This is a genomic window from Bradyrhizobium sp. AUGA SZCCT0222 (assembly GCF_018130205.1).
Lineage (GTDB): Bacteria > Pseudomonadota > Alphaproteobacteria > Rhizobiales > Xanthobacteraceae > Bradyrhizobium.
Genome location: NZ_JAFCLX010000002.1, coordinates 1 through 26,441, shown reverse-complemented (window position 1 = coordinate 26,441; position 26,441 = coordinate 1). Strand labels below are relative to the sequence as shown.

Annotated in this window: 22 protein-coding genes and 1 pseudogene; 14 read left to right on the top strand and 9 right to left on the bottom strand. The window is 63.5% G+C overall.

Annotation, left to right across the window (positions count from 1 at the left end; all coding sequences use genetic code 11):
• The first annotated feature begins 42 nt into the window (after nucleotides 1–42).
• The 4 genes from JQ629_RS01550 to JQ629_RS01535 all read left to right on the top strand — a co-directional run bounded on the left by JQ629_RS01550 (nucleotide 43) and on the right by JQ629_RS01535 (nucleotide 3,484).
• The gene (locus tag JQ629_RS01550) at nucleotides 43–1,005 is read left to right on the top strand and encodes a sugar kinase (protein ID WP_212410683.1); all 963 of its coding nucleotides are present in this window, start codon (nucleotides 43–45) and stop codon (nucleotides 1,003–1,005) included.
• Nucleotides 1,006–1,074: 69 nt separating this feature from the next.
• The gene (locus JQ629_RS01545; protein ID WP_192739183.1) at nucleotides 1,075–1,575 is read left to right on the top strand and encodes an Lrp/AsnC family transcriptional regulator; all 501 of its coding nucleotides are present in this window, start codon (nucleotides 1,075–1,077) and stop codon (nucleotides 1,573–1,575) included.
• 76 nt (nucleotides 1,576–1,651) lie between these two features.
• Nucleotides 1,652–1,981 carry a hypothetical protein gene (locus tag JQ629_RS01540; protein WP_212410680.1) on the top strand — a complete coding sequence of 110 codons (330 nt, stop codon included), beginning with the start codon at nucleotides 1,652–1,654 and terminating at the stop codon, nucleotides 1,979–1,981.
• Between the two features lie 36 nt (nucleotides 1,982–2,017).
• Entirely contained in the window at nucleotides 2,018–3,484 is a 1,467-nt protein-coding gene (locus JQ629_RS01535; RefSeq protein WP_212410678.1) for a methyl-accepting chemotaxis protein, read from the top strand.
• A gap of 112 nt (nucleotides 3,485–3,596) precedes the next feature.
• Here the strand turns inward: JQ629_RS01535 and JQ629_RS01530 are convergent, their stop codons facing one another.
• The 4 genes from JQ629_RS01530 to JQ629_RS01515 form a co-directional block, all read right to left on the bottom strand.
• Nucleotides 3,597–5,096: a phosphomannomutase/phosphoglucomutase gene (locus JQ629_RS01530; protein ID WP_212410676.1), complete on the bottom strand. Its 1,500-nt coding sequence runs from the start codon at nucleotides 5,094–5,096 to the stop codon at nucleotides 3,597–3,599.
• A 223-nt stretch (nucleotides 5,097–5,319) separates the two neighbouring features.
• A complete protein-coding gene (locus JQ629_RS01525; RefSeq protein WP_212390305.1) occupies nucleotides 5,320–5,835 on the bottom strand; it encodes a TIGR02281 family clan AA aspartic protease in 516 nt (171 codons plus the stop codon).
• Between the two features lie 265 nt (nucleotides 5,836–6,100).
• Entirely contained in the window at nucleotides 6,101–8,584 is a 2,484-nt protein-coding gene (gene hrpB, locus JQ629_RS01520) for an ATP-dependent helicase HrpB (protein ID WP_212410674.1), read from the bottom strand.
• Between the two features lie 175 nt (nucleotides 8,585–8,759).
• Nucleotides 8,760–10,079, bottom strand: a complete 1,320-nt coding sequence (locus JQ629_RS01515; RefSeq protein WP_212410672.1) for a UDP-glucose dehydrogenase family protein — start codon at nucleotides 10,077–10,079, stop codon at nucleotides 8,760–8,762.
• 214 nt (nucleotides 10,080–10,293) lie between these two features.
• On the opposite strand from JQ629_RS01515, the gene JQ629_RS01510 reads away from it, so the two are divergent.
• From JQ629_RS01510 to JQ629_RS01500, 3 genes are all read left to right on the top strand, one after another.
• Nucleotides 10,294–11,493 (top strand): acyltransferase family protein, encoded by a 1,200-nt coding sequence (locus tag JQ629_RS01510; RefSeq protein WP_212410670.1) that lies wholly within the window; start codon nucleotides 10,294–10,296, stop codon nucleotides 11,491–11,493.
• Between the two features lie 83 nt (nucleotides 11,494–11,576).
• Entirely contained in the window at nucleotides 11,577–14,618 is a 3,042-nt protein-coding gene (polA, locus tag JQ629_RS01505; RefSeq protein WP_212410668.1) for a DNA polymerase I, read from the top strand.
• 277 nt (nucleotides 14,619–14,895) lie between these two features.
• Nucleotides 14,896–15,531, top strand: a complete 636-nt coding sequence (locus JQ629_RS01500) for a LysE family translocator (RefSeq protein WP_212410666.1) — start codon at nucleotides 14,896–14,898, stop codon at nucleotides 15,529–15,531.
• A gap of 158 nt (nucleotides 15,532–15,689) precedes the next feature.
• On the opposite strand, the gene JQ629_RS01495 is transcribed toward JQ629_RS01500, so the two are convergent.
• Nucleotides 15,690–16,316 (bottom strand): glutathione S-transferase family protein, encoded by a 627-nt coding sequence (locus tag JQ629_RS01495; RefSeq protein WP_212410664.1) that lies wholly within the window; start codon nucleotides 16,314–16,316, stop codon nucleotides 15,690–15,692.
• A 200-nt stretch (nucleotides 16,317–16,516) separates the two neighbouring features.
• On the opposite strand from JQ629_RS01495, the gene pyrE reads away from it, so the two are divergent.
• Both pyrE and JQ629_RS01485 read left to right on the top strand, forming a co-directional pair.
• On the top strand, nucleotides 16,517–17,080 hold the full coding sequence (gene pyrE, locus JQ629_RS01490; protein WP_212410662.1) for an orotate phosphoribosyltransferase: 564 nt from the start codon (nucleotides 16,517–16,519) through the stop codon (nucleotides 17,078–17,080).
• Nucleotides 17,081–17,341: 261 nt separating this feature from the next.
• Nucleotides 17,342–18,151, top strand: coding sequence for a DUF2865 domain-containing protein (locus tag JQ629_RS01485; protein WP_502752162.1), 810 nt, complete (start codon nucleotides 17,342–17,344; stop codon nucleotides 18,149–18,151).
• Nucleotides 18,152–18,290: 139 nt separating this feature from the next.
• On the opposite strand, the gene JQ629_RS01480 is transcribed toward JQ629_RS01485, so the two are convergent.
• The gene (locus JQ629_RS01480; protein ID WP_212411004.1) at nucleotides 18,291–18,722 is read right to left on the bottom strand and encodes a hypothetical protein; all 432 of its coding nucleotides are present in this window, start codon (nucleotides 18,720–18,722) and stop codon (nucleotides 18,291–18,293) included.
• A gap of 134 nt (nucleotides 18,723–18,856) precedes the next feature.
• Here JQ629_RS01480 and JQ629_RS01475 point away from each other — a divergent pair, with 134 nt between their 5' ends.
• Nucleotides 18,857–19,348, top strand: coding sequence for a DUF3658 domain-containing protein (locus JQ629_RS01475; RefSeq protein ID WP_212410660.1), 492 nt, complete (start codon nucleotides 18,857–18,859; stop codon nucleotides 19,346–19,348).
• A 33-nt stretch (nucleotides 19,349–19,381) separates the two neighbouring features.
• Here the strand turns inward: JQ629_RS01475 and JQ629_RS01470 are convergent, their stop codons facing one another.
• Complete coding sequence (locus JQ629_RS01470; protein WP_212411003.1) at nucleotides 19,382–19,711, bottom strand: DMT family transporter; 330 nt, start codon at nucleotides 19,709–19,711, stop codon at nucleotides 19,382–19,384.
• A gap of 133 nt (nucleotides 19,712–19,844) precedes the next feature.
• On the opposite strand from JQ629_RS01470, the pseudogene JQ629_RS01465 reads away from it, so the two are divergent.
• Nucleotides 19,845–20,006 (top strand): annotated as a pseudogene (locus JQ629_RS01465) (RNA polymerase sigma factor region1.1 domain-containing protein); the annotation flags it as partial.
• 64 nt (nucleotides 20,007–20,070) lie between these two features.
• On the opposite strand, the gene JQ629_RS01460 reads toward JQ629_RS01465, so the two are convergent.
• On the bottom strand, nucleotides 20,071–20,301 hold the full coding sequence (locus tag JQ629_RS01460) for a hypothetical protein (protein ID WP_212410655.1): 231 nt from the start codon (nucleotides 20,299–20,301) through the stop codon (nucleotides 20,071–20,073).
• 202 nt (nucleotides 20,302–20,503) lie between these two features.
• On the opposite strand from JQ629_RS01460, the gene JQ629_RS01455 reads away from it, so the two are divergent.
• The 3 genes from JQ629_RS01455 to rocF all read left to right on the top strand — a co-directional run bounded on the left by JQ629_RS01455 (nucleotide 20,504) and on the right by rocF (nucleotide 25,125).
• Nucleotides 20,504–23,026 carry a glycogen/starch/alpha-glucan phosphorylase gene (locus JQ629_RS01455; protein ID WP_212410653.1) on the top strand — a complete coding sequence of 841 codons (2,523 nt, stop codon included), beginning with the start codon at nucleotides 20,504–20,506 and terminating at the stop codon, nucleotides 23,024–23,026.
• Nucleotides 23,027–23,201: 175 nt separating this feature from the next.
• On the top strand, nucleotides 23,202–24,017 hold the full coding sequence (locus tag JQ629_RS01450; RefSeq protein ID WP_212410652.1) for an acyl-CoA thioesterase: 816 nt from the start codon (nucleotides 23,202–23,204) through the stop codon (nucleotides 24,015–24,017).
• 139 nt (nucleotides 24,018–24,156) lie between these two features.
• Nucleotides 24,157–25,125 carry an arginase gene (rocF, locus tag JQ629_RS01445; RefSeq protein WP_212410651.1) on the top strand — a complete coding sequence of 323 codons (969 nt, stop codon included), beginning with the start codon at nucleotides 24,157–24,159 and terminating at the stop codon, nucleotides 25,123–25,125.
• Between the two features lie 89 nt (nucleotides 25,126–25,214).
• On the opposite strand, the gene JQ629_RS01440 is transcribed toward rocF, so the two are convergent.
• On the bottom strand, nucleotides 25,215–26,441 hold a 1,227-nt coding region (locus tag JQ629_RS01440; protein WP_212410650.1), incomplete at its 5' end, for a phosphoenolpyruvate carboxykinase.

Here is a 26,441-nt window from a genome sequence, read left to right as displayed (position 1 = left end):
CGGGTTCCGGCACATGGCGGAACCGGCATGACGGATTCCGGTATGAACTTTCACGATAAGGCGCCCAAAACCCCGCCGCGCATCCTGTGCATCGGTATGCCGGTGCGCGACCTGACCTTTCACACGCCAGGTGTTCCTGGGCGCGGCTCCAAGGAGAACGCCACCGCATTCGACGAAATCTGCGGCGGCAACGCGCTCAATGGCGCGATCGGCATCGTGCGGCTCGGTGGCCGCGCCTCGATCTGCGGGCCGATGGGCGATGCCAGGGAAACATCGAGTCGCTTCATCTTCGATCAGATGGCGCATGAGGGCATCGAGACGAAACATCTCATCCATATGCCCGGCCTGGTGACGCCGATCTCGGCGGTGATGATCGATCCTTCCGGCGAGCGCACCATCGTGACCTTCCGCGATCCAGAGCTGTGGCATGTGAAATTGCCCGACTTCGACACGCTGCTGGACGATTGTGCCGCCATTCTCATCGAGAGCCGTTGCGCTGAATTCTGCACGGATCTGTGCGCCGAGGCGCAAAGGCGCGGCATTCCTGTGATCGTCGACGTCGACCGCGCGATGTCGCTGCGGGAGGGGCTGCTCAATGCGTCTTCGCATCTGGTGTTCTCGAGCGAGCCGCTGCAGGAGACCGCTGATGTCGCCGACGACGCCCAAGCGCTGAAGAAGATCGCCAAACTGACCAAGTCGTTCCTGGCGGGGACCCGCGGTGCGCGCGGCACCATCTGGCTCGACGAGAATCAGGCCATCCAGGAAACCCCGGCCTTCCCGGTCCACACGGTGGACACCCTGGGCGCCGGCGACGTGTTCCACGGCGCCTTCGCGCTCGCGATCACCGAGGGGCAGGAATTGCGGCAGGCGCTTCGGTTTGCCTCGGCTGCCGCAGCCCTGAAATGCACCCGCTTTGGCGGCGCCTTCGCTGCTCCGCAACGTATTGAAGTTGAAGAGCTTTTGAGCCACGGCCAGAGTGCGAGCCCGGCCTCGACCGGCCAATAAGATAGGCTTGCTATAGAAGATTTTTCTATATATGAGGAATGAAAGCCTTATTCATGGAACATTCTTCTCATGACCGACATCGCAGTCCAGCTTCACGAAGCCAATCGCCGTCTTGACGCCATTGACCGCAAAATCCTGACGGTGCTGCAGGAGGACGCCTCGCTGTCGGTAGCCGAGATCGGTGACCGGGTCGGGCTGTCCTCGACGCCATGCTGGAAGCGCATCCAACGGCTCGAAGCCGACGGGGTGATCCTGCGCCGGGTCGCGCTGGTCGATCAGAACAAGATCGGGCTCGGCATCTCCGTGTTCGTCTCGGTCGAGAGCTCCGACCATTCCGAAGCTTGGCTGAAGACCTTCGCCAGCGCCGTCAGCGCCATGCCCGAGGTGATGGAGTTCTACCGGATGGCCGGCGACGTCGACTACATGCTGCGCGTCGTGGTCGCCGACATGGCGAGCTATGACGTGTTCTACAAAAAGCTGATCAGCGCCGTGCCGCTGAAGAACGTCACCTCGCGCTTTGCGATGGAGAAGATCAAGTCGGTCACCGCCCTGCCGGTGCCGGCGGCCTAACAGCCGGACATCCCCCTAACGCTACCTTACGCCGAAGGTTTACGCGCCGTTAGCTTCGTCACGATATTGTTTTGTGATGGAGCGGGGGGAAATCATTCCAACGCGACGGCCTGTCTGGCTGAACGCTGCCGCGCTCCTGATCGCGAGCTGGATCGGAGTAGCAGCACTGTCGTTGCAGGTCAGGACCGGCGCCGAGGTCGTGGCGGTGGCCTTCCCGCCATGGTGGAGCGACCAGCAAGCGTTCCTTGCTACCGCGTCCGCCAACGCCGCCATCGTCAGGACGACCGCCGTTCCGGCCCTTCTGATCGTGCGACCGGACGACAATGACGGGCTGACACAACTGCGCAAAGCCGGCGCCTGGCTGACCATGGACCCGCAGGCGATCGCGGCCTGCTTCACGAAATAGACGCGTACCTCACGACCTACATTTTGGGAGCTGGGAATGACCTTCGAAAGCGAAGACCTGGTAATCCTGCGCGAAACAGCCAGCAAGATATTGCTCGCGGTGCTCTGGCTGCATGTCCCCATCGCTCTCGTCATCGGCATGGCGCGCGACGCCGACTGGCTGGTACCGGCCGCATTCATGGCCGCAATGGCGCTGGCCGCGACCTTGTCGTGGCGCATGTCGGGGAACGGACCTTCCACCCGCCTGATCGTTGCCGTCGCGTTGATGGCCGATGTCGCCATGTTTGTCTTCCAGCTCGCGGGACATCGCTGGCAGGTCGACATGCACATGTACTTCTTCGCCGCATTGGCCTGTCTGGTCGCCTATTGCGACTACCGGCCGATCGTCGTCGGTACGGCGGCTGTCGCGCTACACCACCTGACGCTGAATTTCCTGCTACCGGCCGCGGTCTATCCCGGCGGCTCCGACTTTGGCCGCGTCGTTCTCCACGCCGTCATCCTCCTTATCGAGGCAGGCGTGTTGATCTGGCTCACGACCACGGTCACCCATTTGTTCGAAATGGCGGCACGGAAGACCGCGGAGGCCGATAGGGCAAGCGCTGCCGAAGCGCGCGCCACTGCCGACAGCAACATGGCCGAACAAGCCAAGCGCGACCGTGATGCGGCAAGGCGCGAACTGTCCGCCGGCTTCGAGCGCAGGATCAGTGGCGTCGTCGAGGCCGTCGCCGTGGCAGCCAGCGAGATGCAGGGACTGTCGGCTTCGATGAGCGAAAGCAACGCTGAAACTTCGCGGCAGACCGCAACGGTCGCCGCCGCATCGACGCAGGCCTCGGCGAACGTGGAAACGGTGGCATCGGCAACCGAAGAGCTCGCGGCTTCGATCAACAGCATTGCCCAGCAGGTGACGCGCTCCGCCGAGATCGCCAACAAGGCCGCCGAAGAGGCGCGTCGCACCAACTCCGTGGTCGAGGGACTTGCCGCCGGCACCCAGAAGATCGGCGAAGTGGTGACGCTGATCCAGAGCATCGCCAGCCAGACCAATTTGCTGGCGCTGAACGCCACGATCGAAGCCGCCCGCGCCGGCGAACATGGCAGGGGATTTGCGGTGGTGGCGAGCGAAGTCAAGGCGCTGGCCAATCAGACCGCGAACGCGACGGAGGAAATTTCCGCGCAGATTCAAGCCATCCAGGCCGCCACCGGCGAGGCCGTCAACGCCATCCAGGTGATCAGCGGCACCATCGCCGAGATCGATGAGATCTCAAGCGGAATCGCCGCGGCCGTCGATCAGCAGGGCGCCGCGACGCGCGCAATCGCCGGTAACGTGCAGCAAGCCGCGAATAGCACAAGGGATGTCAACGACAGCATCCTCAGCGTCAGCCGGGCTTCCGATGACGCCGGCCGCGGGACGGCACGGTTGCTCGACGCCGCGAATGGCCTGTCGTCGCAATCGGGGCGGCTGAAATCCGAGGTCGACAGCTTCCTCGGCTCGCTTCACGCGGCGTAGGCACCACGTGCACAAATGTCATACGCGGGCTTGACCCGCGTATCCATCCATCTTCAAGAGAGCGCTTTCACAAGGAGATGGATTGCCGGGTCAAGCCCGGCAATGACGAGGCTCAAATCGTCTGATTATATTCGCCGACTTCGGGATGGGTGCGCAGCACCACATTCATGGCCTCGAACATGTCGTGCATCCGTTGCTCGGCGACCGGGCTCTCGACCACCACCACCAGCTCCGGCTTGTTGGAAGACGCCCGCACCAGGCCCCAGCTGCCATCTTCGACGGTGACGCGCACGCCATTGACGGTGACGAGATCGCGGATCTTTTGGCCCGCGACCTTCTCGCCCTTGCTCTGCAGCGCCTCGAAATGCTTCACCACGGCGTCGACGACGCCGTACTTGGTCTCGTCGGCGCAATGCGGCGACATCGTCGGCGACGACCAGGTTTTCGGCAGCGCGTCCTTCAAATCCGCCATCGACTTGCCGGTGGCGCGGTCGAGCATCTCGCAGATCGCGATCGCCGAAACCAGGCCGTCGTCATAGCCGCGGCCAAACGGCTTGTTGAAGAAGAAATGCCCGGACTTTTCGAAGCCTGCCAGCGCGCCAAGCTCGTTGGTGCGGCGCTTCATGTAGGAATGGCCGGTCTTCCAATACTCGGTTTTGGCGCCCTGCTTCTGCAGCACGGGATCGGTGACGAAAAGTCCGGTCGACTTCACGTCGACCACGAACAACGCATCCTTGTGGATCGCCGACATGTCGCGCGCCAGCATCACGCCGACCTTGTCGGCAAAGATCTCTTCCCCGGTATTGTCGACCACGCCGCAACGGTCGCCGTCGCCGTCGAAGCCGAGGCCGACATCGGCCTTGTGCTTCAGCACTTCGTCGCGGATCGCATGCAGCATCTCCATGTCTTCGGGGTTCGGATTGTATTTCGGAAAGGTGTGATCAAGCTCGGTATCGAGCGGGATCACCTCGCAGCCGATCGCTTCCATCACCTGCGGCGCGAACGCGCCCGCGGTGCCGTTGCCGCAGGCGACCACGACCTTCAGCTTGCGCTTCAGCTTCGGGCGCCCCGTGAGATCGGCGATATAGCGCGCCGGAAAATTCTCGTGGAATTGATAGGAGCCCCCGGCCTTGTTCTTGAAATCGGCGTTGAGCACGATTTCCTTCAGCCGCGTCATCTCATCGGGGCCGAAGGTCAGCGGCCGGTTGGCGCCCATCTTGACGCCGGTCCAGCCATTGTCGTTATGCGATGCGGTGACCATGGCGACGCAGGGCACGTCGAGGTCGAACTGCGCGAAATAGGCCATCGGCGTCACCGCGAGCCCGATATCGTGCACCTTGCAGCCCGCCGCCATCAGGCCCGAAATCAGCGCGTATTTGATCGAGGCCGAATAGCCGCGGAAATCGTGCCCGGTGACGATTTCCTGTTGGACGCCGCGTTCCGCGATCAGCGCGCCGAGCCCCATGCCCAGCGCCTGAATGCCCATCAGGTTGATTTCCTTGCCGAACAGCCAGCGCGCGTCATATTCGCGAAAACCCGTCGCCTTCACCATCGGCTCGGATTCATAGGCATAGGTATTCGGAACCAGCATGGATTTCGGCTTCGGAAACATGGGGGATGGCCTCTTGAGATACAGAAGGGCAGCGCCGCAGGCTTAGCGAAAGCCTGACTGCAGCGGAAGGCGGGATTAGCGGCTTTTGGCGATTAATTGCGGCGGATTTGAAGGCAGAACTGCCTAGAGCTTCAGCTCTGATTGCATCAGAACTGAAGCTCTAAATTCCTGTTTTGACGCGCTTTCTTCACGCGAACCGGCATCCACTTCGCTCGAAAACGCTTTATTGCTCCAGCACCAGTCGGCCATTGGCGTACTCGAAACGCTTCAGCTTCGACAGGAACGACAGACCAAGCAGATTTTCCGAAAGGGCTTCGTCGGGCAGCACCATGGCGTCGACGTCGCGCACCACGATTCCGCCGAGGTCAATCATGGCAATCCGCGAGCGCGCGGCCTTGATTGTGCCGTTGGCGGTGGTGACGGTCGCGTTGTAGTCGCCTCGCGAGGGACGCAGGCCGAACCGCGCCGCGGACTTCTCGTTCAGCGCCACCAGCGAAGCGCCGGTGTCGACCATGAAGTCGACGCGCTGGCCATCGATCCGGCCATCGGTCTGGAAATGGCCGCGCGCGTCTCTGGGAATGCTGAGGCTGCGGCCGCTGGCTTGCGCGACCGTCGCCGTTTCTACCTTCTGTGGCTTGGCATTGGCGGATGCCAGCGTCGGCGCGATCTTGTCCGCGATCTGTCCCATGAAGCCGCCGAGGCCGACCAGAATGGCGGCAAAGATCATCAGGTTACGCATGACGCACACTCGATACGCTACATTTGGGCCAGACCGCCGATAACACCACGGCGCCGGCCAAGCCGCGACTAACAACGCCGGCCGAGGCTGCCATTTTGGCGAAAAGGATGAGTGAAGTGTTAACGCCCAAGCCTGTCATGCGCGGGCTTGACCCGCGCATCCATCAATCTTCGTAAAATGCCTTCATTATGCGATGGATTGCCGGGGGCGCAGACAAGTTTACGTAGTCTGCTCAAGGCAGACCACTATGCCCGGCAATGACAGCCTAGGTGCCGCGCGGCTTGACCCGCCGCGTCGGCATGGCATTGGCCGGGTCTTCCGGCCAGGGATGGCGGGGATAGCGGCCGCGCAGGTCGGAACGCACGGCTGCGTAACTGCCACGCCAGAACCCCGGCAAATCGCGCGTCACCTGCACCGGCCGCTGCGCCGGCGACAGCAGTTCCAGCACCAGCGGCACCGCGCCCTTGGCGATCGAGGGATGGCTGTTGAGCCCGAACAATTCCTGCAGCCGCACGGCAATCGTCGGCCCCTGCTCGGCTTCATAGTCGATCGCCAGCATGGTGCCGGTCGGGGCCTCGAAATGGGTCGGCGCCTCGCGCTCCAGCCGCGCGCGCAAATCCCATGGCAATAGCGACATCAGCGCGTCCGAGAGATCGCCGGGCGCCAGGTCCTTCAGCGAAGTCTTGTCGTAGAGAACGGGCTCCAGCCACGCCTCGCTTGTGACAGCGAGCGCGTCGTCCGACAGATCTGGCCAGCTGTCGCCTTCCGCCTTGCGCAGGAACATGACGCGGTCGCGCCACTGCTTTAACGCCTTTGACCACGGCAGTCTGTCGAGCCCGGCCGCGACCAGTCCGGCGGCGAAGATTTTTGCGGTCTCCGCAGAAGGTGACAGCGCCATTGGCGCTTCCGACAGCGTGATCGCATGCAGGCTCTTCTTGCGCCTTGCCCGCAACGCCATCGCGCCGCGCTCGAACGAAATTTCTTCGGTGTTCTCGATCTGATCGGCAAAGCGCAACTCGATCTCTTCCTGCGCGATCGGCGCCGCCAGCAGAATGCGGCCCTGCGCGGCGGTGCCGGTCAGTTCGGCGACCGCGATATAGGGCGCGCGCGCCAGCGACGAGGTCTGTTCCACGGCCGCACCCCTGCCGTTGACGAGCACAAAACTGCCGTTTCCCCGGTTGCGCGCGACCCGGTCGGGGAAGGCAAAGGCCAGCATGACGCCGGTGCTCAGATCGCCGTCCGCTTGCGGCGAAGAAGGCGGCGCTTCGGCCGCCACTTGTGAGGCCCAGCGCTGCGCCAGGCTGCGCGCGCTCGACGCACGCTGTGAGCGGTCGCGGCGGAATTGATCCAGCCTGTAATCGAGATCGATGCTGTCGCCGCCGAGGCCGCGCTCGGTCAGAACAGCGGCGATCTCGGCGGCCTCCTTGCCCGCGCCGGCGCGATGCGAGTCCACGATCATGCGCGCCAGCCGCGGCGGCAACGCCAGCGCACGCAGGCTCTTGCCCTCCGCGGTGATCCGACCGTCACCATCGAGCGCGCCGAGTTCGGCAAGCAGACTGTTGGCCTCCTTCAACGCAGGCGCCGGCGGTGGATCGAGGAACGCCAATGTCGCGGGATCGCGCACGCCCCATTGCGCGAGGTCGAGCACCAGCGAGGACAGATCGGCCGAGAGAATTTCGGGCTGCGTATAGGCGGCGAGCGATGCCGTCTGCGGCTCGTCCCACAGCCGGTAACACACGCCGGGTTCGGTGCGGCCGGCGCGGCCGCGGCGCTGATCGACCGCGGCGCGCGAGGCGCGCACGGTTTCCAGCCGGGTCAGGCCGATATCCGGCTCATAGCGCGGCACCCGCGCCATGCCGGAATCGACGACAATCCGAACGCCCTCGATGGTCAGCGAGGTCTCGGCAATCGAGGTCGCCAGCACCACCTTGCGCTGTCCCTTGGGCGCCGGCTGAATGGCGCGGTCCTGCACCGCGGCATCGAGCGCGCCATACAGCGGCACGATCTCGACGCTTGCGTCATGGACCCGCTCGCCGAGAAAATTCTGCGTGCGGCGGATTTCGGCGGCGCCCGGCAGGAACGCCAGCACCGAGCCGGGATCGGCGCGCAGCGCGGTTGCGATCGCGTCCGCCATCTGCCGCTCCAGCGGCGCGTCTGACTTGCGGCCGAGATAGCGCGTCTCGACCGGAAAGGCACGGCCTTCGCTGGCGACGACAGGCGCGTCGCCCAGGAGTTTGCCGACCCGCGCACCGTCGAGCGTTGCCGACATCACCAGAATGCGCAGATCCTCGCGCAGACCGGTCTGCGCATCGCGCGCCAGCGCCAGCCCCAGATCGGCATCGAGCGAGCGTTCGTGGAATTCGTCGAACAGCACGGCAGCAACGCCGTTCAGTTCGGGATCATCGAGAATCTGCCGCGAAAAAATCCCTTCGGTGACGACCTCGATCCGGGTCGCGCGCGAGATCTTGGAGCCGAAACGGACCCGGTAGCCGACGGTCTCGCCGGCGCGCTCGCCGAGCGTCCGCGCCATCCGCTCCGCACTGGCACGCGCCGCGATCCGCCGCGGCTCCAGCATGATGATCTTCTTGCCCTTGAGCCAGGGCGCGTCCAGCAGCGCCAGCGGCACCCGCGTCGTCTTGCCCGCGCCCGGCGGGGCCACCAGCACCGCGGAGTTGTGGTCCGCCAGCGTGCGCGTCAGCTCAGGGAGTGCCGCGTCGATCGGAAGGGGCGTGTCGAAAGTCAGGGGCAACTATGGCTCGCACTCGGTTCTTCCCCTCTCCCCTTGTGGGAGAGGGTGGCTTCACGAAGTGAAGACGGGTGAGGGGTTCTCTCCTCACGGTAAGATTTCGAGATGCGGATACAGACCCCTCATCCGGCGCTTCGCGCCACCTTCTCCCACAAGGGGAGAAGGGAAGAAAGCGCCATCAAACTCCGGTCCCAGATCCCCGTCCGACGCTGTCATAGGTGAACCCGTGGGCCGCCATGTCCTCGGGGCGATAGATGTTGCGCAGGTCCACCACGACCGGCTTGGCCATCTCGCGCTTCACGCGCTCCAGGTCGAGGGTGCGGTATTGCACCCATTCGGTCACGACAACCATGGCGTCCGCGCCGCGCAGGCAGTCATAGGGATCGTCGCAATATTCGATATCGGGCAATTCCTTGCGCGCCTGCTCGATGCCGACCGGATCGTGGGCGCGTACCTTGGCGCCCATGTCGAGCAGCCCGGTGATGAGCGGAAGCGATGGCGCCTCGCGCATGTCGTCGGTGTCGGGCTTGAAGGTGAGGCCGAGCACCGCGACCGTCTTGCCGCGCAGGCTGCCACCGGCCGCGTTCGACACCTTGCGGGCCATCGCGCGTTTGCGGTTGTCGTTGACGCCGAGCACGGCTTCGACAATGCGCAGCTGCACGTCGTGATCGAGCGCGATCTTCACCAGCGCGCGGGTATCCTTGGGAAAGCACGAGCCGCCGAAGCCGGGGCCGGCATGCAGAAACTTCGCGCCGATGCGGTTGTCGAGCCCGATGCCGCGTGCGACTTCCTGCACGTCGGCGCCGACCTTTTCGGAAAGGTCCGCGATCTCGTTGATGAAGGTGATCTTGGTGGCGAGGAACGCATTGGCCGCGTATTTGATCAGCTCCGCGGTGCGCCGCGCCGTGAACATCAGCGGCGCCTGGTTGAGCGACAGCGGCCGGTAGATGTCGCCAAGCACCTTGCGCCCGCGTTCGTCCGAGGTGCCGACCACGATACGGTCCGGGAATTTGAAATCGCGGATCGCGGCGCCCTCGCGCAGGAATTCCGGATTGGAGGCCACCACGACATCGGCTGACGGATTGACCTCGCGGATCAGGCGCTCGACCTCGTCGCCGGTGCCGACCGGCACCGTCGATTTGGTGACGACCACCGTAAAACCCTTGAGCACCGCGGCGATCTCGCGCGCGGCGGCGTGCACGTAGCTCAAATCCGCGTGACCATCGCCGCGCCGCGACGGCGTGCCGACCGCGATGAACACGGCGTCGGCGTCCGCGACCGGCCCGGAGAGGTCGGTGGTGAAATCCAGCCGCTTGGCCTTCACATTGGAAGCCACCAGCGCGTCGAGCCCGGGCTCGAAAATCGGGATCTCGCCGCGCAGGAGGGCCGCGATCTTGTCGCCGTCCTTGTCCACGCAGGTAACCTGGTGGCCGAAATCGGCAAAACAGGCGCCGGATACCAGCCCCACATAGCCCGTTCCAATCATGGCAATGCGCATGAAAACAGCCTGTTTTTGATGGTTAATTTCGCTTCCGATTCTGCCCGCCTCTTAAAGCATTTGGCGGCAAAGAGGAAACCGGAAAAGCGCCGGAGAACGGCAAGAAACCGGCAAAGGAACCGACAAGAAAACCGGCATGTCATTTGTATGAATAAAGGAGAAAGCAACGGATCGGGCCGATGATGCGGCGCCAACGGGCCAAAACAGGACATCCATGACACCAAACGGCACATTGCCTGTCGCCGAACGCGCCACGTCTTTCGTGGCCGGACGCGTGGACTGGGTCGACTATGCCAAGGGCATCTGCATCGTCATGGTCGTGATGATGCATTCGGTGCTGGGGGTCGAGGCCGCAGCGGGCCAGACCGGCTTCATGCATTGGCTCGTCATGTTCGCCAAACCGTTCCGGATGCCGGATTTCTTCCTGATTTCAGGCCTGTTCCTGGCGGTCGTGATCGACCGCGACTGGCGCACATATCTCGACCGCAAGGTGGTGCATTTCGTCTATTTCTACGTGCTGTGGGTAACGATCCAGTTCGGCTTCAAGGCGCCGTCCTTCGCCGCCGGGACCGGTTGGGCACATGTCGGCTATCTGTATCTGGAATCCTTCATCGAGCCGTTCGGTACGCTGTGGTTCATCTATCTGCTGCCGATCTTCTTCGTCGTCACAAAACTGACACGCAGCGCACCGCCGCTGGCGATCTTTGCCGCCGCCGCGTTGCTGGAAATGGCGCATGTCGCGACCGGCTGGACCGTGATCGACGAATTCTGCGCGCGCTTCGTCTATTTCTATGCGGGTTATTGGCTGGCTTCCTACGTCTTCGCCGTGTCGGATCGCGCGCGGGCGCAGCCCGCACTCGCGCTCGCGGGTCTGGCACTGTGGGCCTTGATCAATGGCGGCCTGGTCATCAAGGGCTACAGCGACTGGCCGCTGATCTCGCTCGCGCTGGGATTTGCCGGCGCCGGCGCCATCATCGTGATGGGCACGCTTTTGGCGCGAATGCGCTGGCTCAATTTCCTGCGGTTTTGCGGCGAGCATTCGATCGTGATCTATCTCGCCTTCTTCCTGCCGATGGCGGCGACAAGGGCGCTGCTGCTGCGCAGCGGGTTATCCATCGACATCGGCACGATCTCGCTGATCGTCACCGTCGCAGGCGTCGTCGGCGCGCTGGGGATCTGGCGGCTGGCACTGGCGCTGCATGCCAACTTCCTGTTCGACCGCCCCGATGCGTTCTGGATCGCGCCCAAAAAGGCGGCCCCGGTGTTGCAGGCGCGGAGTAGTTCTACCGTCGTCCCGGCGAAGGCCGGGACCCATAGCCACCGGCCTTCGTTTGGCGGAAGCGTCAGCCAGATTTTCTCAATCGATAGATCACGCGGTATGGGTCCCGGCCTTCGCCGGGACGACGAAAATTAGCAGCCTGAATGGCAGCTGATGACAGCGTGGAAAATCGCCCGCCGAGGCTGTCAATCCTTGCCAAAAATCCCTAAATTTCGGCCATGCCGAAAACAGCCCCCAAAGCCGACAAACCCGCCCCCGCCAAGTCCGAGACCAAGTCTCAGACCAAGGCTGAAACCAAGGCGCCTGCCAAAGTTCCGGGCAAGGGCGACCATGTCTTTCTGGTCGACGGTTCCTCCTACATCTTCCGCGCCTATCACGCGCTGCCGCCGCTGAACCGCAAATCCGACGGGCTACAGGTCAATGCCGTGCTCGGCTTCTGCAACATGCTGTGGAAGCTGCTCCGCGACATGCCCGAGGACAACCGGCCGACCCATCTGGCGATTATCTTCGACAAGTCCGAGATCACGTTCCGCAACAAGCTTTACCCCGATTACAAGGCGCACCGGCCGCCGGCGCCGGACGATCTGATCCCGCAATTCTCGCTGATCCGCGACGCCGTGCGCGCGTTCGACCTGCCCTGCCTCGAGCAGGGCGGCTTCGAGGCCGACGATCTGATCGCCACCTATGCCCGGATCGCGGGCGAGCGCGGCGCCACCACCACCATCGTTTCCTCCGACAAGGATTTGATGCAGCTCGTGACCGACAAGGTCGTGATGTACGACACCATGAAGGACCGCCGCATCGGCATTGCCGAGGTGATCGAGAAGTTCGGCGTGCCGCCGGAGAAGGTGGTCGAGGTACAGGCGCTGGCGGGCGATTCCACCGACAACGTACCGGGCGTACCCGGCATCGGCATCAAGACCGCGGCGCAATTGATCGTCGAGTATGGCGACCTCGAGCAATTGTTGTTCCGCGCCGGCGAGATCAAGCAGCCGAAGCGGCGCGAGGCGCTGATCGAGAACGCCGAGAAGGCGCGGATTTCGCGCCAGCTGGTGCTGCTCGACGACAAGGTCGCGCTCGACGTGCCGCTCGACGACCTCGCGGTGCACGAGCCCGATGCACGAAAACTGGTCGCGTTCCTGAAGGCGATGGAGTTCTCCACCCTCACCCGCCGCGTTGCCGATTATTCGCAGATCGATCCGTCCGACGTGGAAGCCGCGGCCGGCAACAAGAGTGCTGCCGCGCCCGCCACGGCCAGAGCGGCCGGCGGCGCTACCGGCGACCTCTTTGCCAGCCCGCCCGCTACGGCAAAGCCGGGCGCCGACAAGCAGGACAAGGCCGCAAGCCCGAAGGGCACGCCGATTTCGCTCGCCGCGGCGCGCGCGGAAGCCGCGCGAAAAATTCCGGTCGATCGCACCAAGTATCAGACCATCCGAAGCCTCGATCAACTCAGGGCCTGGCTCGCGCGTGCGCATGATGTCGGTCACTTCGCGATCGATGCGCAGGCCAATATTGATGATCCGATGCAGGCTGATATCTGCGGCATTGCGCTGGCGCTGGGACCAAACGACGCCGCCTACATTCCGCTCGCCCACAAGCAATCCGGCGGAGGCTCCGGGCTGTTCGACGCCGGCCTTGCGCCCGACCAGATCAAGCCAGGCGACGCGCTCGCCGCGCTGAAGCCGCTGCTGGAATCAGCGGGCATTCTCAAGATCGGGTTCAATATCAAGTTCAACGCCGTGATGCTGGCGCAGCATGGCATCACCCTGCGCAATGTCGAAGACGCGCAATTGATGTCGTACGCGCTGGATGCCGGCCGCAACGCGCATGGGCTCGAAGGGCTGGCGGAGCGCTGGCTCGGTCATGCCGTGCTCAGCCATGGCGATCTCGTCGGCAGCGGCAAGAACAAGCTCACCTTCGACCAGGTCGAGATCGACAGGGCGACTGCCTATTCAGCCGAATATGCCGATGTGATCTTAAGACTGTGGCGCGTGACGAAGCCGCGCCTCGTCGCCGAGCGCATGAACGTGGTCTATGAGACGCTGGAGCGGCCGCTGGTCAGCGTGCTGGCGCGGATGGAACGCCGCGGCATTTCGATCGATAGACAAGTGTTATCGCGGCTGTCGGGCGAATTCGCCCAGACCGCCGCACGGGTCGAAGCCGAACTGCAGGAGATCGCGGGCGAGCCGATCAATGTCGGCAGCCCCAAGCAGATCGGCGATATCATCTTCGGCAAGATGGGCATCACCGGCGGCACCAAGACCAAGACCGGCGCATGGTCGACCTCGGCGCAGATCCTCGATGAACTCGCCGAACAGGGCCACGAATTCCCGAAGAAGATTCTGGAATGGCGGCAGGTCTCGAAACTGAAATCGACCTATACCGACGCGCTGCCGGAATATGTCCATCCGCAGACTCACCGCGTTCACACCACCTACGCGCTGGCCGCTACCACCACCGGGCGGCTGTCGTCCAACGAGCCGAACCTGCAGAACATCCCGGTTCGTACCGAGGACGGCCGCAAGATCCGCCGCGCCTTCATTGCGACGCCCGGCCACAAGCTGGTGTCGGCTGACTATTCGCAGATCGAGCTGCGACTGCTGGCCGAGATCGCCGACATCCCCGTGCTGAAGCAGGCGTTCCGCGACGGCCTCGACATTCACGCCATGACGGCCTCTGAAATGTTCGGCGTGCCGATCAAGGGCATGCCGAGTGAAATACGCCGCCGGGCGAAGGCGATCAATTTCGGCATCATCTACGGCATCTCGGCGTTCGGCCTTGCCAACCAGCTCGGCATCGCGCGCGAGGAGGCCTCCGCCTACATCAAGAAGTACTTCGAGCGCTTTCCGGGCATCCGCGCCTACATGGATGCGACGCGGGATTTCTGCCGCGCCAACGGCTATGTCGAAACGCTGTTCGGCCGAAAATGCCACTACCCCGACATCAAGGCGAGCAACGCCTCGGTCCGTTCCTTCAACGAGCGCGCCGCGATCAACGCCCGTCTGCAAGGCTCCGCCGCCGACATCATCCGCCGCGCCATGATCCGGATGGAGGATGCGCTGGCCGAAAAGAAACTCTCGGCGCAGATGCTGCTGCAGGTTCACGACGAACTGATCTTCGAAGTGCCCGAGAACGAGGTGGCCGCAACGTTGCCGGTGGTGCAGCACGTGATGCAGGACGCACCCTTCCCGGCCGTGCTGCTCTCGGTGCCGCTGCAGGTCGATGCGAGAGCCGCGAATAATTGGGACGAGGCGCATTGATTCTTACCTCTCCCGCACTTGCGGGGGTCGAGACGAGCGAAGCTCGCTCTCGACGCGCTCGGCAGCGCACTTGCGCGCCAGAGCGCGACGGGTGCTGGCTCTCGCGCCAAACTTTGACGCCCGTTGCTGTGCGAGACCCCCACCCCAGCCCTCCCCCGCAAGTGCGGGAGAGGGAGCGCACTGTGCTCGCCGCTGAATTGCTCTCCGTACAATTTCCGAAATGACATCGCGGCGTGTCGCGCGCTAGAACCTGCGCGCACCCCTCGCGAGTCTGGTCATGCCCCACACGTCAGCCCTGCTCGGTTTTGCCCTCGTCTCGCTCGGCATGGTGCTGACGCCCGGGCCGAACATGATCTACCTGATCTCGCGCTCGATCACGCAAGGGGCGGCGGCGGGGATCGTGTCGCTTGGCGGCGTGGCGCTCGGGTTTGTGTTCTATATGCTGTGCGCGGCGTTCGGCATCACCGCGCTGTTGTTCGCCATTCCTTACGCCTACGACGCGCTGCGCTTTGCGGGCGCGGCCTATTTGCTGTGGCTGGCATGGCAGGCGCTCAAGCCGGGCGGCCGCTCGCCGTTTCAGGTGAAGAAGCTGCAGGTCGATGGCCCGCGAAAATTGTTCGCGATGGGCTTTGTCACCAATTTGCTCAATCCGAAGATCGCGATGCTCTATCTGGCATTGCTGCCGCAGTTCATCGATCCCGCCGCCGGCAGCGTGCTGACGCAGTCGCTGGCGCTGGGCGCGATCCAGATCGCGATCAGCGTCAGCGTCAACGCCATGATCGCGCTCGCGGCCGGATCGATCGCGCTGTTTCTCGGCACGCGGCCGAGCTGGCTGCTGCTGCAGCGCTGGCTGATGGGCACCGTGCTGGCGGTGCTGGCGGTGAAAATGGCATTCGAGGCGAAGCGAGTGTGATCCCTTCCTTCTCCCCTTGTGGGAGAAGGTGGATCGACGGCGCGAAGCGACGGCGAGCCGGATGAGGGGTCTGTCTCCACGGATAGAGACCCCTCATCCGGCGCTTCGCGCCACCTTCTCCCACAAGGGGAGAAGGAAGAAGGGAGCACGGCGCTCTGTTAATCCAGCTTTGCTTCCATGCCGCGCTTCGTCGCCGGGCGCGCCATCAGCGCGTTGTACCAGCGCTCGACATTCGGAAAATCCTTCAGTTCCACCTTGTGGCGCGGGTGGCGCCAGGCCCAGCCGAGGATGGCAAAATCGGCGACCGACAGCGCGTCCGCAACGAACTCGCGGCCGTCGAGCCGGCGGTCCAGCACGCCATAGAGCCGGCGGGTCTCGTCCATGTAGCGCTTCAGGCCATAGGCGCGGTTGGTTTCGTTCTCGAGCGCGATGAAGTGGTGCACCTGGCCGGGCATCGGCCCAAAGCCGCCCATCTGCCACATCAGCCATTCATAGACCGGGATGCGGTCGCTAAGCGGCTTGGGCAGGAACTTGCCGGTCTTCTCGCCGAGATAAAGCAGGATCGCGCCGGACTCGAAAATGCTGACCGGCTTGCCCTCCGGGCCATCGGGATCGACGATCGCGGGAATCTTGTTGTTCGGGCTGAGCTTGAGGAAAGCGGGCGCCATTTGCTCGCCCTTGCTGATGTTCACCGGGATCACCTTGTAGGGCAGTCCCATTTCCTCCAGCGCGACCGAGATCTTGCGGCCGTTCGGCGTGTTCCAGGTGTGCAGTTCGATGGTCATCTACGGTTTCCCCCAATAAAGCTTGGACTTCCCGTAGCGCGGAAGCTTGCGGCCTTACAACCGCCGTTTCCGAGGGGGCCCCTGCGCCCGGCGGGGGCCCGGCACATTGCCGCGCCCTGTTGATTGGGCCAGATCGGGTCTGGAATGTGACTGTAAGCACCGATAGATTGCCGCCCGCCTCAAACCTTTGGGAATACGCCTTGTCCAAGTCAGCCTCCCGCGCCCGCCTCGCCGAGATCATCCGCAAGCGATCGTTCGGCCGCGGCGAGATCACGCTGGCCTCGGGCCGCAAGAGCGACTTCTACTTCAACCTCAAGCCGACCATGCTCGACCCCGAGGGTGCGGCCCTGCTGGCGGAATTGACCTACGAGGCGCTGAAGGACGATCAGCTCGACTACGTGGGCGGGCTGGAAATGGGCGCGGTGCCGCTGGCCGGCGCGATCGCGCAGCTCTCCTGGCTCAAGGGCCATCCGATCGCGGCCTTCTTCGTGCGCAAGAAGCCGAAGGAGCACGGCGCCCGCCTTGCGGTCGAGGGCCTCGCCAAGGGCGAGAGCCTGCAAGGCAAACGCATCGTGATCGTCGAGGACGTCACCACGACCGGCGGCTCGGCACTGAAGGCGGCCGAGGCCGTGCGCGAAGCCGGCGGCGAGATCGTGCTGGTATTCACCATGGTCGACCGCGAAGAGGGCGCGACGGAAGCCTTTGCCGATGCGGGCATACCGTTTCGTTCGCTCTACAAGGCCGGTGAATTTTTGAAGGGCTGATTTCTTTTACCTCTCCGGCTTGCGGGGGAGGTCGGCGCGAAGCGCCGGGTGGGGGAAATCTCTCACCGAACTCTAGCATCCGTTACGTGGCAACACCCCCACCCCAACCCTCCCCCGCAAGCGCGGGAGAGGGAGAAGAGAAGCAATTCTTTCGCGCCGCGCAGCGCTTGCTCATAGCTCGTTTACCATCCCGGATTATGGTGAATCCACTGACGCCTGTCGCGCGTCGGTGCGTAAGTGTTGCGTTGGGTGGAGTTAGCGTTGCGTACAGAGTTGGCTTTTTCGCGCATGCGGCGCCGCGCGACCTCTATTGCCGCCGCCACGCTTGCAGCATCTTTCATGCTGGTGCCCGGCAGCGTATCGGCCGAAGGCCTGTTCGACATGTTCTTTGGCGGCGGCCAGAAACAGCAGGCGCGGCAAGCCCCGCCACAGGCGAATTTCTTTGCCGATCCGTTCGGCCTCAATCAGCCGCCAGCGCAACCCGCACCGGCGCCGCGCGTCGCCGGCTCCGGACCCGCCTTCTGCGTCCGCAGCTGCGACGGCAAGTATTTTCCGCTGACCACGCGCGGCAACGCCACGCCGGTTCAGATGTGCCAGGCGTTCTGTCCCGCCAGCACCACCAAGGTGTTCTATGGCAGCAATATCGACAGCGCGTCGGCCAGCAATGGCGAGCGCTACGCCGACAGTGAAAACGCCTTCGCCTACCGCAAGGCGCTGCGCGCCGATTGCACCTGCAACGGCAGAAGCCCGTCGGGCCTCGCGCCGGTCGACCTCGCGCTCGACACCTCGCTGCGCTCGGGTGACGTCGTCGCCACCGCCGACGGCCTCGTCGCCTATACCGGCGTCCGCCTCGGCGCCGAGCAGGCCGCCGAATTCACGCCCGTCGCCTCCTATCCCGGCCTCACCGCCAGCGTCCGCGCCCGGCTCGGTGAAATGAAGGTCGCACCTGTCAGCGCGGAAATGGTCAGTGAAACCGTGATGCCCGAGACGCGAAACGAGATCGCGATGCCGGCGACGGTGGTGCCGAAGAGCACAGCGCCGAAGGCGGCGAAGCGGGCGGAAGTGAACTGACGGCCGATCGCACGAGTCAACGATAGCAACAGTACATCTTAGGGCCGTCATTCCGGGGCGATGCAAAGCATCGAACCCGGAATCTCGAGATTCCGGGTCTGGTCCTTACGGACCATCCCGGAATGACAAAACACAATCATCACCGCCCGACGATCACCCCGATCACGTTCGGCGCCGACAGATATTTTTCCTCGATCGCCGCACGTGCCGCAGCGCGGTTTTCCGGCGTCAGCAGGCCGCGCTTTTCGGCGAGGATCATCCAGCAATAGCCCCACCAGTCCGACAGCATGCCCTGGTCGTCGACAAGGTCATAACCCTGCTCGGCGGCAAAGATCCGCGCATGGGCCTCATCGAGCGCATCGAGCCAGGCGTGATCGGCGATCGAGAACAGATCGTCGCTGAAATCGTCGGTCGTGTAACCCCACACCGACATGCAGACGGCGTTGAACTCACGGTCGATGGCGTCGTCGTCGACCGGCTGGCGGCGCGAGGCCTGATGCAGCCGCGACAGCGAGCGCGCGAAATCGGCGATACGGGTGAGCGCGAATTGATCGAAGGCGATGGTGGACATGGACATGTAGTCCTCGATACCAGTGATAGACCATAGATATTGTGTCGGCACGGCGCCGAATCACAATGATATATCAAGTACTTGCTAAAGTGTTCTTAATTTGTTCCAATGAGTTGAGTTTGTGGGATCTCGACATGGACCGGACGCAGGCTACCGACATTGCCAGGCACTTGCACGATGCTGCCGCGGCCATGGACCGAGCAAGCACCATCATAGCTGACCTTGATCAACAGGATCGGGCAGCACTCGCCGATCCCCTTGGAGAGATCGTTTCCGCGCTGCATTTCGGACTTTTGCGAGCTATTTACGATCGCTATCCGGATTTGCGACCGCCATCGGACGATGAGTCCTCGATCGATTCGACCCTGCAATGGGCGGATGTCGTGCTCCCCAAGTCCGTGTCCCAGGCCGATCTCGACGAACTGATCTTTTCCGCTCTGGAACCGAATTGGCAGAAGACCGCCCCGGTTATCGGCGACATTGCTATTCGCTGCAAAGCCCTTGCATGGCCCATCGACTCGGAAATGCTGGCTGCGCGCATCCAGGCATTGGCCGAAGCCGGAAATATCGAGAGCGCGGGCGACGTTCGCGCATGGCGGCATAGCGAGATACGATTGGCAGGTTGATGAGTGCTGCGATGCTTCAGTACCGCGGCCCCTTCACTGCGACGAAGCGCTGGAAAACAGATTGATGACGACGACCCCGGAGACGATCAGGCCCATGCCGCAGAGCGTCGCGGTATCCAGCTTCTGGCTCTGGAACACCCAGGCGATGGTGGCGATGAGGACGACGCCAACGCCTGACCAGACGGCATAGACCACGCCGGTCGGCAGGCTTCGCAAGGTCAGCGACAGAAAATAGAACGCCACCGCGTAACCCGCGACCGTTACCAGCGATGGCAGCGGCTTGCTGAAACCATCAGACAGTTTCAGGAAGGTTGTCGCCACGACTTCCGAGAGAATCGCGATGCCCAAATAGAGATAGGTCATGCCGCCTGCTAGCAGAGGCATGTGATGTTTTGACGACTCTGGCGGCCCCGTATCCGTGGCTACGACGACGGCGGATCCGATGCCTGTTTCTCCCTCCTATTAGTAGAGGGGCAAGATTCAGGAGGATTGAGAGATGGAACCGGGCTTCATCCAGCGAATCATCGGACTTTATGGCGCGAGGGGATTTGTGACGTTCGATCAACTCAATGAACTGCTGCCGTCGGCAACGACCAAGGCGGAAGATATCGAAGCGATTATGCAGGCGTTGAGCGACGCAGGAATAAACGTTGTCGAGGACAACTCGTAGCCAGCGTGCATCGGCGGAGCCATTCTCTCTGGAGGGCTGGCTTCGTTGTCGCTCACATCGCCGACAGCATCTTGCCGCCGCAATAATTGGCGTAGAATTTTCCGCCGCATTGCCGCTTCATCGCCGCACACCGGGCGGCGGGCGACGCATTCTTCGCGACGCTGAACGAACAGCCCAATCCATCGGCGGTTTTGCCCGCCTTGCCGGCGGCGAGCGCGGCGCTGGTGGCGCTGATGCAGAACAGCAGGAGCGTCGCGGCGGCGATCTCGATGATCAATCTCATGGCGCGTCCTCCCCTGAACCGGCGTGATATCATCGCTTTCAAATGCCATTCTAGCACCGAAATCGGCACGCGGAGGCCACCAAATCGGCCCGGTCCTTGCATAAAAACATATCAGCGCGGTGCACAACAAACGTCTGGATGGTTTCGGTTGTGGTGCAAGGCGCGTATCCTTTTGTAAGTCTCAGCTGCAGGGATTGACGCGTTGCAAGAACAAGCATTCGCAGGGAGTTTTCCGGTGCCGGGCCAACCGATCGACGAACTGGCGCTTTCCGAAATCAAGGGCGCGATCCTCGCCAAGCTGCGGCTTGCCATCGGCAAGGACACCGGCATGGCGACCAAGCGCGACTGGTACAAGGCCGCGGCATTGGCGCTGCGCGACCGCATCGTGCACCGCTGGCTGACGGCCGAGAAGGATAATTACGACGCCGGCCGCAAGCGGGTCTATTACCTCTCGCTCGAATTCCTGATCGGGCGCCTGTTTACCGACGCGCTGAACAATATGGGCCTGCTGCCGCTGTTCGAGGCGGCGCTGGGCGATCTCGGCGTCGATTTGTCGGACCTGCGCAATTGCGAGCCGGATGCGGCGCTCGGCAATGGCGGCCTCGGGCGGCTGGCGGCCTGCTTCATGGAAAGCATGGCCACCCTCGCCATTCCCGCGATCGGCTACGGCATCCGCTACGATTTCGGCCTGTTCCGCCAGATCATCGCGCAGGGCTGGCAGCAGGAATATCCCGACGAGTGGCTCGGCTTCGGCAACCCCTGGGAATTCCAGCGCTCCGAGGTGGTCTATCAGGTGCATTTCGGCGGCCACGTCACCCATGTCGAGGACCGCGGCCGCGAACGCGCGAGCTGGCATCCCGGCGAAACCGTGCAGGCCGTCGCCTACGATACCCCGATCGTCGGCTGGCGCGGCCAGCATGTGAATGCGCTGCGGCTGTGGTCGGCGCGCTCGCCCGATCCGCTGCGGCTCGACGCCTTCCATGCCGGCGACTATCTCGGCGCGGTGGCCGAAGAAGCGCGCGCGGAATCGATCTGCAAATTCCTCTATCCGAACGACGAGAGCGCAGCGGGCCGCGAATTGCGGCTGCGCCAGGAATATTTCTTCGTCTCCGCCTCGCTGCAGGATCTGGTCAAGCGGCACCTTGCCGCCGACGGGCAGCTGCGCAGCCTCGCGCAAAAAGCCGCGGTACAGCTCAATGACACCCATCCGAGCCTTGCCGTCACCGAGCTGATGCGGCTTCTGGTCGACCTGCACAATTTCCGCTGGGACGAAGCCTGGAAGATCACGGTCGCGACGCTGTCCTACACCAACCACACGCTGCTGCCGGAAGCGCTCGAGACCTGGCCGGTCGAATTGTTCGAGCGGCTGCTGCCGCGGCATCTGGAGATCATCTACCGCATCAACGCCGCGCATCTGGCGCTGGCCGAGGCGCGCTGCCCCGGCGACGTCGATTTCCGCGCCTCGGTGTCGCTGATCGACGAGCGGTCCGGCCGCAGGGTCCGGATGGGACAACTGGCCTTTGTCGGCTCGCACCGCATCAACGGCGTCTCGGCGATGCATTCCGACCTGATGAAGGAGACCGTGTTCCACGATCTCAACCATCTCTATCCCCAGCGCATCACCAACAAGACCAACGGCATCACCTTCCGGCGCTGGCTGATGCTGGCCAATCCGAAACTGACCAGCCTGTTGCGCGAGACCTGCGGCGAAGCCGTGCTCGACGATTTCTCGCAGCTGCAGCGCCTCGAAGACCATTGCGGCGACAATTCGTTCCAGCAACAGTTCCGCGACGTCAAGCTGCAAAACAAGCTGGCGCTGGCGCGGGTGATTGGCGAGCGCCTCAGCATCAAGGTCGATCCGTCGGCGCTGTTCGACGTCCAGATCAAGCGCATCCACGAATACAAGCGGCAGCTGCTCAACATCCTCGAAGCGGTTGCGCTGTATCAGGCGATCAAGGATGAACCCCAGCGCGACTGGGTGCCGCGGGTGAAAATCTTCGCCGGCAAGGCGGCGGCGAGCTATCGCACCGCCAAGCTGATCATCAAGCTGATCAACGACGTCGCCGAGATCGTCAACAACGATCCCGTGGTCGCGGGCCGGCTGAAGATCGTGTTCCTCGCCAACTACAATGTCAGCCTGGCCGAAGTGATCATCCCGGCGGCAGACCTGTCCGAACAGATCTCCACCGCCGGCATGGAGGCCTCCGGCACCGGCAACATGAAGCTCGCGCTCAACGGCGCCTTGACCATCGGCACGCTCGATGGCGCCAACATCGAGATTCGCGACCATGTCGGCGCGGAAAACATCGCGATCTTCGGCATGGAGGCCGGCGACGTCATGGTCCGGCGCCGCCAGGGACTGGATGCCTCCGACGTGATCCGCCGCTCGCCACGGCTGTCGCGGGCGATCAGCGCGATCGAGAGCGGCGACTTCTCGCCGGGCGACCCCGCGCGGTTCGAGGCGATCGGTCACACGCTGCGCCAGTTCGACCACTATATGTGCGCCGCCGATTTCGATTCCTATTACGAGGCGCAGCGCGGCATCGATGCGCGCTGGCAGGTGATGCCGGCGTGGACGCGGGCCTCGATCCTCAACGTGGCACGGATGCCGTGGTTCTCCTCCGACCGCACCATCCGCGAATATGCCGAGGATATCTGGCACGTGCCGGTGCTGCCGACCGCGCCGGTGCAGGAGCAGGATGCCCAACGCGGCGTGTCGGGTTGAATTCCGACCGGCGAAAATCCATTACCTCCGGCGTCATTGAATCCGGCAAGATTGCCGTGATACTGCCGGCCTGACTAAAGAGCGTCATTGCGAGGAGCGATAGCGACGAAGCAATCCAGTCTTGCTTTGTCGCCTCTGGATTGCTTCGCTATCGCTCGCAATGACGGAAGTATCCATGCTCACCAAGGCACCGCATCTGTTCGACGACGCCACGCAGGTCACCGCCGGCGACAGCCGCTGGCAGGGCAAGACCAGCGAGGATTACTGGGCCTTTGTCGGCCCGTTCGGCGGCGCCACCGCCGCCACCATCCTGCGGGCGCTGATCGATCATCCGCAACGGTCGGGCGATCCGTTGTCGCTCACCGTCAATTTCTGCGCGCCGGTCGCGCAAGGCGCCTTCGATCTCGACGTACGCCTGGTCAAGGCCAACCGCTCGACGCAGCATTGGTGCGTGGAGATGACGCAAGATGGCGGCGAGGTCGCGACGCTGGCCACCGCCGTGTTCGCCGAGCGGCGTCCGTCCTGGTCGCACCCGCAGGCGCCGTTCCCGTCGTCAAAACCCTACGAGCAGACGCTGCCTTACGGGAAGGTCGCCGCCCCCTGGGTCAAGCAGTATGATTTCCGCTTCGTCGAGGGCGAGCCGGGCTGGGGATCGGCGTCTTCGGCCGAGCCGAATTCGTTCTCGAAACTGTGGATCGGCGACCGGGTGCCGCGGAAGATCGACGCGCTGTCGCTGATGTCGATGTCGGACGCGTTTTTTGGCCGCATCTTCCACGCCAGGCGCGAACTGGTGCCGTTCGGCACGGTGTCGATCACGACCTACTTCCACGCCGACGCCGCCGATCTCGCGGCGGAAGACATCACGCGCGTGCTGGCGGTGGCCGACGCCAAGATTTTCCACAAGTCTTATGGCGATCAGAACGGTGAATTGTGGTCGCCGAACGGACGGCTGCTCGCAACGACGACGCAAATCGCGTATTTCAAGGCGTAAGGGAACAATTCCGTTCGAGTCTGCGTAGGGTGGGCAAAGGCCGTTTGCGCCGTGCCCACCATTCATCCACAGTGACGTCTTGAATGGTGGGCACGCTGCGCTTTGCCCACCCTACGCATTCTGAATATGAGGGCGGCTCATGTCCGAACCCGACGTCAAAAAGCCCGATATCGCCCTCCTCGGCATCCCCATCGAAATCGGCGCTTCGCAAGCCGGCACGCTAATGGGGCCAGATGCACTGCGGACCGCGGGCATTGCGCGTGTGCTCGACCAGTTGGGATTTGCCGTCGCGGACCACGGCAATCTTTCGATATCGACGGTCACGTCCGACCGACCGCCGCCAGCCAACGCCAAATTCTACGATGAGGTGAAAACCTGGATTCGGCTGCTCAGCGAGCGCGCTTACGGGCTGGCGCGTTCCGGCGCGGTGCCGATCTTCATGGGCGGCGATCATTCACTCTCGATGGGATCGGTCAATGGCGTCGCGCGCTATTGGAAAGAACAGGGCCGGCCGCTGTTCGTGCTGTGGCTCGATGCGCATGCCGACTACAACACGCCCGACACCACCATCACCGGCAACATGCACGGCATGTCCTCGGCGTTCCTGTGCGGCGAAGGCGGGCTTGACGATTTGCTCGGCGATCAACCGCGCGCGTCGATTACGCCGGATCAGCTCGATTTGTTCGGCATCAGGTCGATCGATCCCCTGGAAAAGCAGCTGGTCCAGGACCGCCACGTCGCCATCGCCGACATGCGCGCGCTCGACGAATTCGGCGTCGGCGTACTGATCCGCCGCGTCATCGAGCGCGTGAAGGCGAAAAATGGCGTGCTGCATCTCAGCTTCGACGTCGATTTTCTCGATCCGGCGGTCGCGCCGGGTGTCGGCACCACCGTGCCCGGCGGCGCCACCTACCGCGAGGCGCATCTGATCATGGAGCTGCTGCATGATTCGGAACTGGTGCGCTCGGTCGACATCGTCGAACTCAACCCATTCCTCGACGAGCGCGGTCGCACCGCGCGCGTTGCGGTCGAACTGATCGGCAGCCTGTTCGGCCTGCAGATCACCGACCGCCGGACGCCCACAAACGCGATGCTGCAAGGACGATAGCCAGAGCGGCCGCATCGAGAGCCGTGTCGTTCAAAAAAGAAGGGCGACCTTGCGGTCGCCCTTCTTCATTTCCGGGAATGACGTTCGGATCACTCCGCCGCGAGCTTCACTTCCGGCGCAGCAGCACGGACGTCGGCATCGACCTGGGCTTCGAACTTGGCGAAGTTCTTCTGGAACATGCCGACCAGCGCACGCGCGGTCTTGTCGAACTCGGCCTTGTCCTTCCAGGTGTTGACGGGGTTGAGGATGTCGCTGGGCACATCGGGCAGCGCGGTCGGGACTGCGAAACCGAAATATTTGTCGGTGCGGAATTCGACATTGCGCAGCGAACCGTTGAGGGCCGCGGTGAGCAGCGCGCGCGTCACCTTGATCGGCATCCGGCTTCCCGTGCCGTATTTGCCGCCGGTCCAGCCGGTGTTGACCAGCCAGCAATCGACATTGTGCTTGGCGATCAGCTCACGCAGCATGTTGCCGTACACCGACGGATCAAGCGGCAGGAACGGCGAGCCGAAGCAGGTGGAAAATTCCGGCTGCGGCTCGTTGCCGAGACCGCGCTCGGTGCCGGCGACCTTGGCGGTATAGCCAGACAGGAAGTGATACATCGCCTGCGCCGGGGTCAGCTTTGCAATCGGCGGCAGCACGCCGAAGGCGTCGGCGGCCAGCATCACCACATTCTTCGGCTGGCCGGCACGTCCGGTGCGCGAGGCGTTCGGGATGAAATCGAGCGGATAGGCCGAACGGGTGTTTTCGGTCTTCGAACCATCGTCGAAATCGGGCACGCGGGTGCGCTCGCCGAGCACGACGTTTTCCAGCACCGCGCCGAAGCGGTTGGAGGCCGCGAAAATCTCGGGCTCGGCTTCCGGGGACAGCTTGATGCACTTGGCGTAGCAGCCGCCTTCGAAATTGAAGACGCCGTCCTTGCCCCAGCCATGCTCGTCATCGCCGATCAGCGTACGCTTGGGATCGGCCGACAAGGTCGTCTTGCCGGTGCCGGACAGGCCGAAGAAGATCGCGGTGTCGCCGTCGGGGCCGACATTGGCCGAACAGTGCATCGGCAGCACGCCCTTGGCGGGCAGATAATAGTTCAGCGTGGTGAACACGCTCTTCTTCATCTCACCGGCATAATAGGACCCGCCGATCAGGACGATCTTGCGGGCGAAATCGATCGCGACGACGTTCTCGGACTTGCAGCCGTGGCGTTTGGGATCGGCGCGGAAGCTCGGCAGATCGATAATGGTGAGCTCCGGCACGAAGCTGGCGAGATCCGACGCGTCGGGGCGGATCAGCAGCGTGCGGATGAACAGCGAATGCCAGGC

Bases quoted from the DNA above. Each gene is read 5' to 3' on its own strand.
- JQ629_RS01450 (WP_212410652.1), top strand. From the start codon at position 23,202: ATGCTCACCAAGGCACCGCATCTGTTCGACGACGCCACGCAGGTCACC.
- rocF (WP_212410651.1), top strand. From the start codon at position 24,157: ATGTCCGAACCCGACGTCAAAAAGCCCGATATCGCCCTCCTCGGCATC.
- JQ629_RS01540 (WP_212410680.1), top strand. From the start codon at position 1,652: ATGGAGCGGGGGGAAATCATTCCAACGCGACGGCCTGTCTGGCTGAAC.
- JQ629_RS01545 (WP_192739183.1), top strand. From the start codon at position 1,075: ATGACCGACATCGCAGTCCAGCTTCACGAAGCCAATCGCCGTCTTGAC.
- JQ629_RS01530 (WP_212410676.1), bottom strand. From the start codon at position 5,096: ATGTTTCCGAAGCCGAAATCCATGCTGGTTCCGAATACCTATGCCTAT.
- JQ629_RS01510 (WP_212410670.1), top strand. From the start codon at position 10,294: ATGACACCAAACGGCACATTGCCTGTCGCCGAACGCGCCACGTCTTTC.
- JQ629_RS01475 (WP_212410660.1), top strand. From the start codon at position 18,857: ATGGACCGGACGCAGGCTACCGACATTGCCAGGCACTTGCACGATGCT.
- JQ629_RS01535 (WP_212410678.1), top strand. From the start codon at position 2,018: ATGACCTTCGAAAGCGAAGACCTGGTAATCCTGCGCGAAACAGCCAGC.
- JQ629_RS01495 (WP_212410664.1), bottom strand. From the start codon at position 16,316: ATGACCATCGAACTGCACACCTGGAACACGCCGAACGGCCGCAAGATC.
- JQ629_RS01480 (WP_212411004.1), bottom strand. From the start codon at position 18,722: ATGTCCACCATCGCCTTCGATCAATTCGCGCTCACCCGTATCGCCGAT.
- JQ629_RS01525 (WP_212390305.1), bottom strand. From the start codon at position 5,835: ATGCGTAACCTGATGATCTTTGCCGCCATTCTGGTCGGCCTCGGCGGC.
- JQ629_RS01550 (WP_212410683.1), top strand. From the start codon at position 43: ATGAACTTTCACGATAAGGCGCCCAAAACCCCGCCGCGCATCCTGTGC.
- JQ629_RS01500 (WP_212410666.1), top strand. From the start codon at position 14,896: ATGCCCCACACGTCAGCCCTGCTCGGTTTTGCCCTCGTCTCGCTCGGC.
- JQ629_RS01515 (WP_212410672.1), bottom strand. From the start codon at position 10,079: ATGCGCATTGCCATGATTGGAACGGGCTATGTGGGGCTGGTATCCGGC.
- JQ629_RS01470 (WP_212411003.1), bottom strand. From the start codon at position 19,711: ATGACCTATCTCTATTTGGGCATCGCGATTCTCTCGGAAGTCGTGGCG.
- polA (WP_212410668.1), top strand. From the start codon at position 11,577: ATGCCGAAAACAGCCCCCAAAGCCGACAAACCCGCCCCCGCCAAGTCC.
- JQ629_RS01460 (WP_212410655.1), bottom strand. From the start codon at position 20,301: ATGAGATTGATCATCGAGATCGCCGCCGCGACGCTCCTGCTGTTCTGC.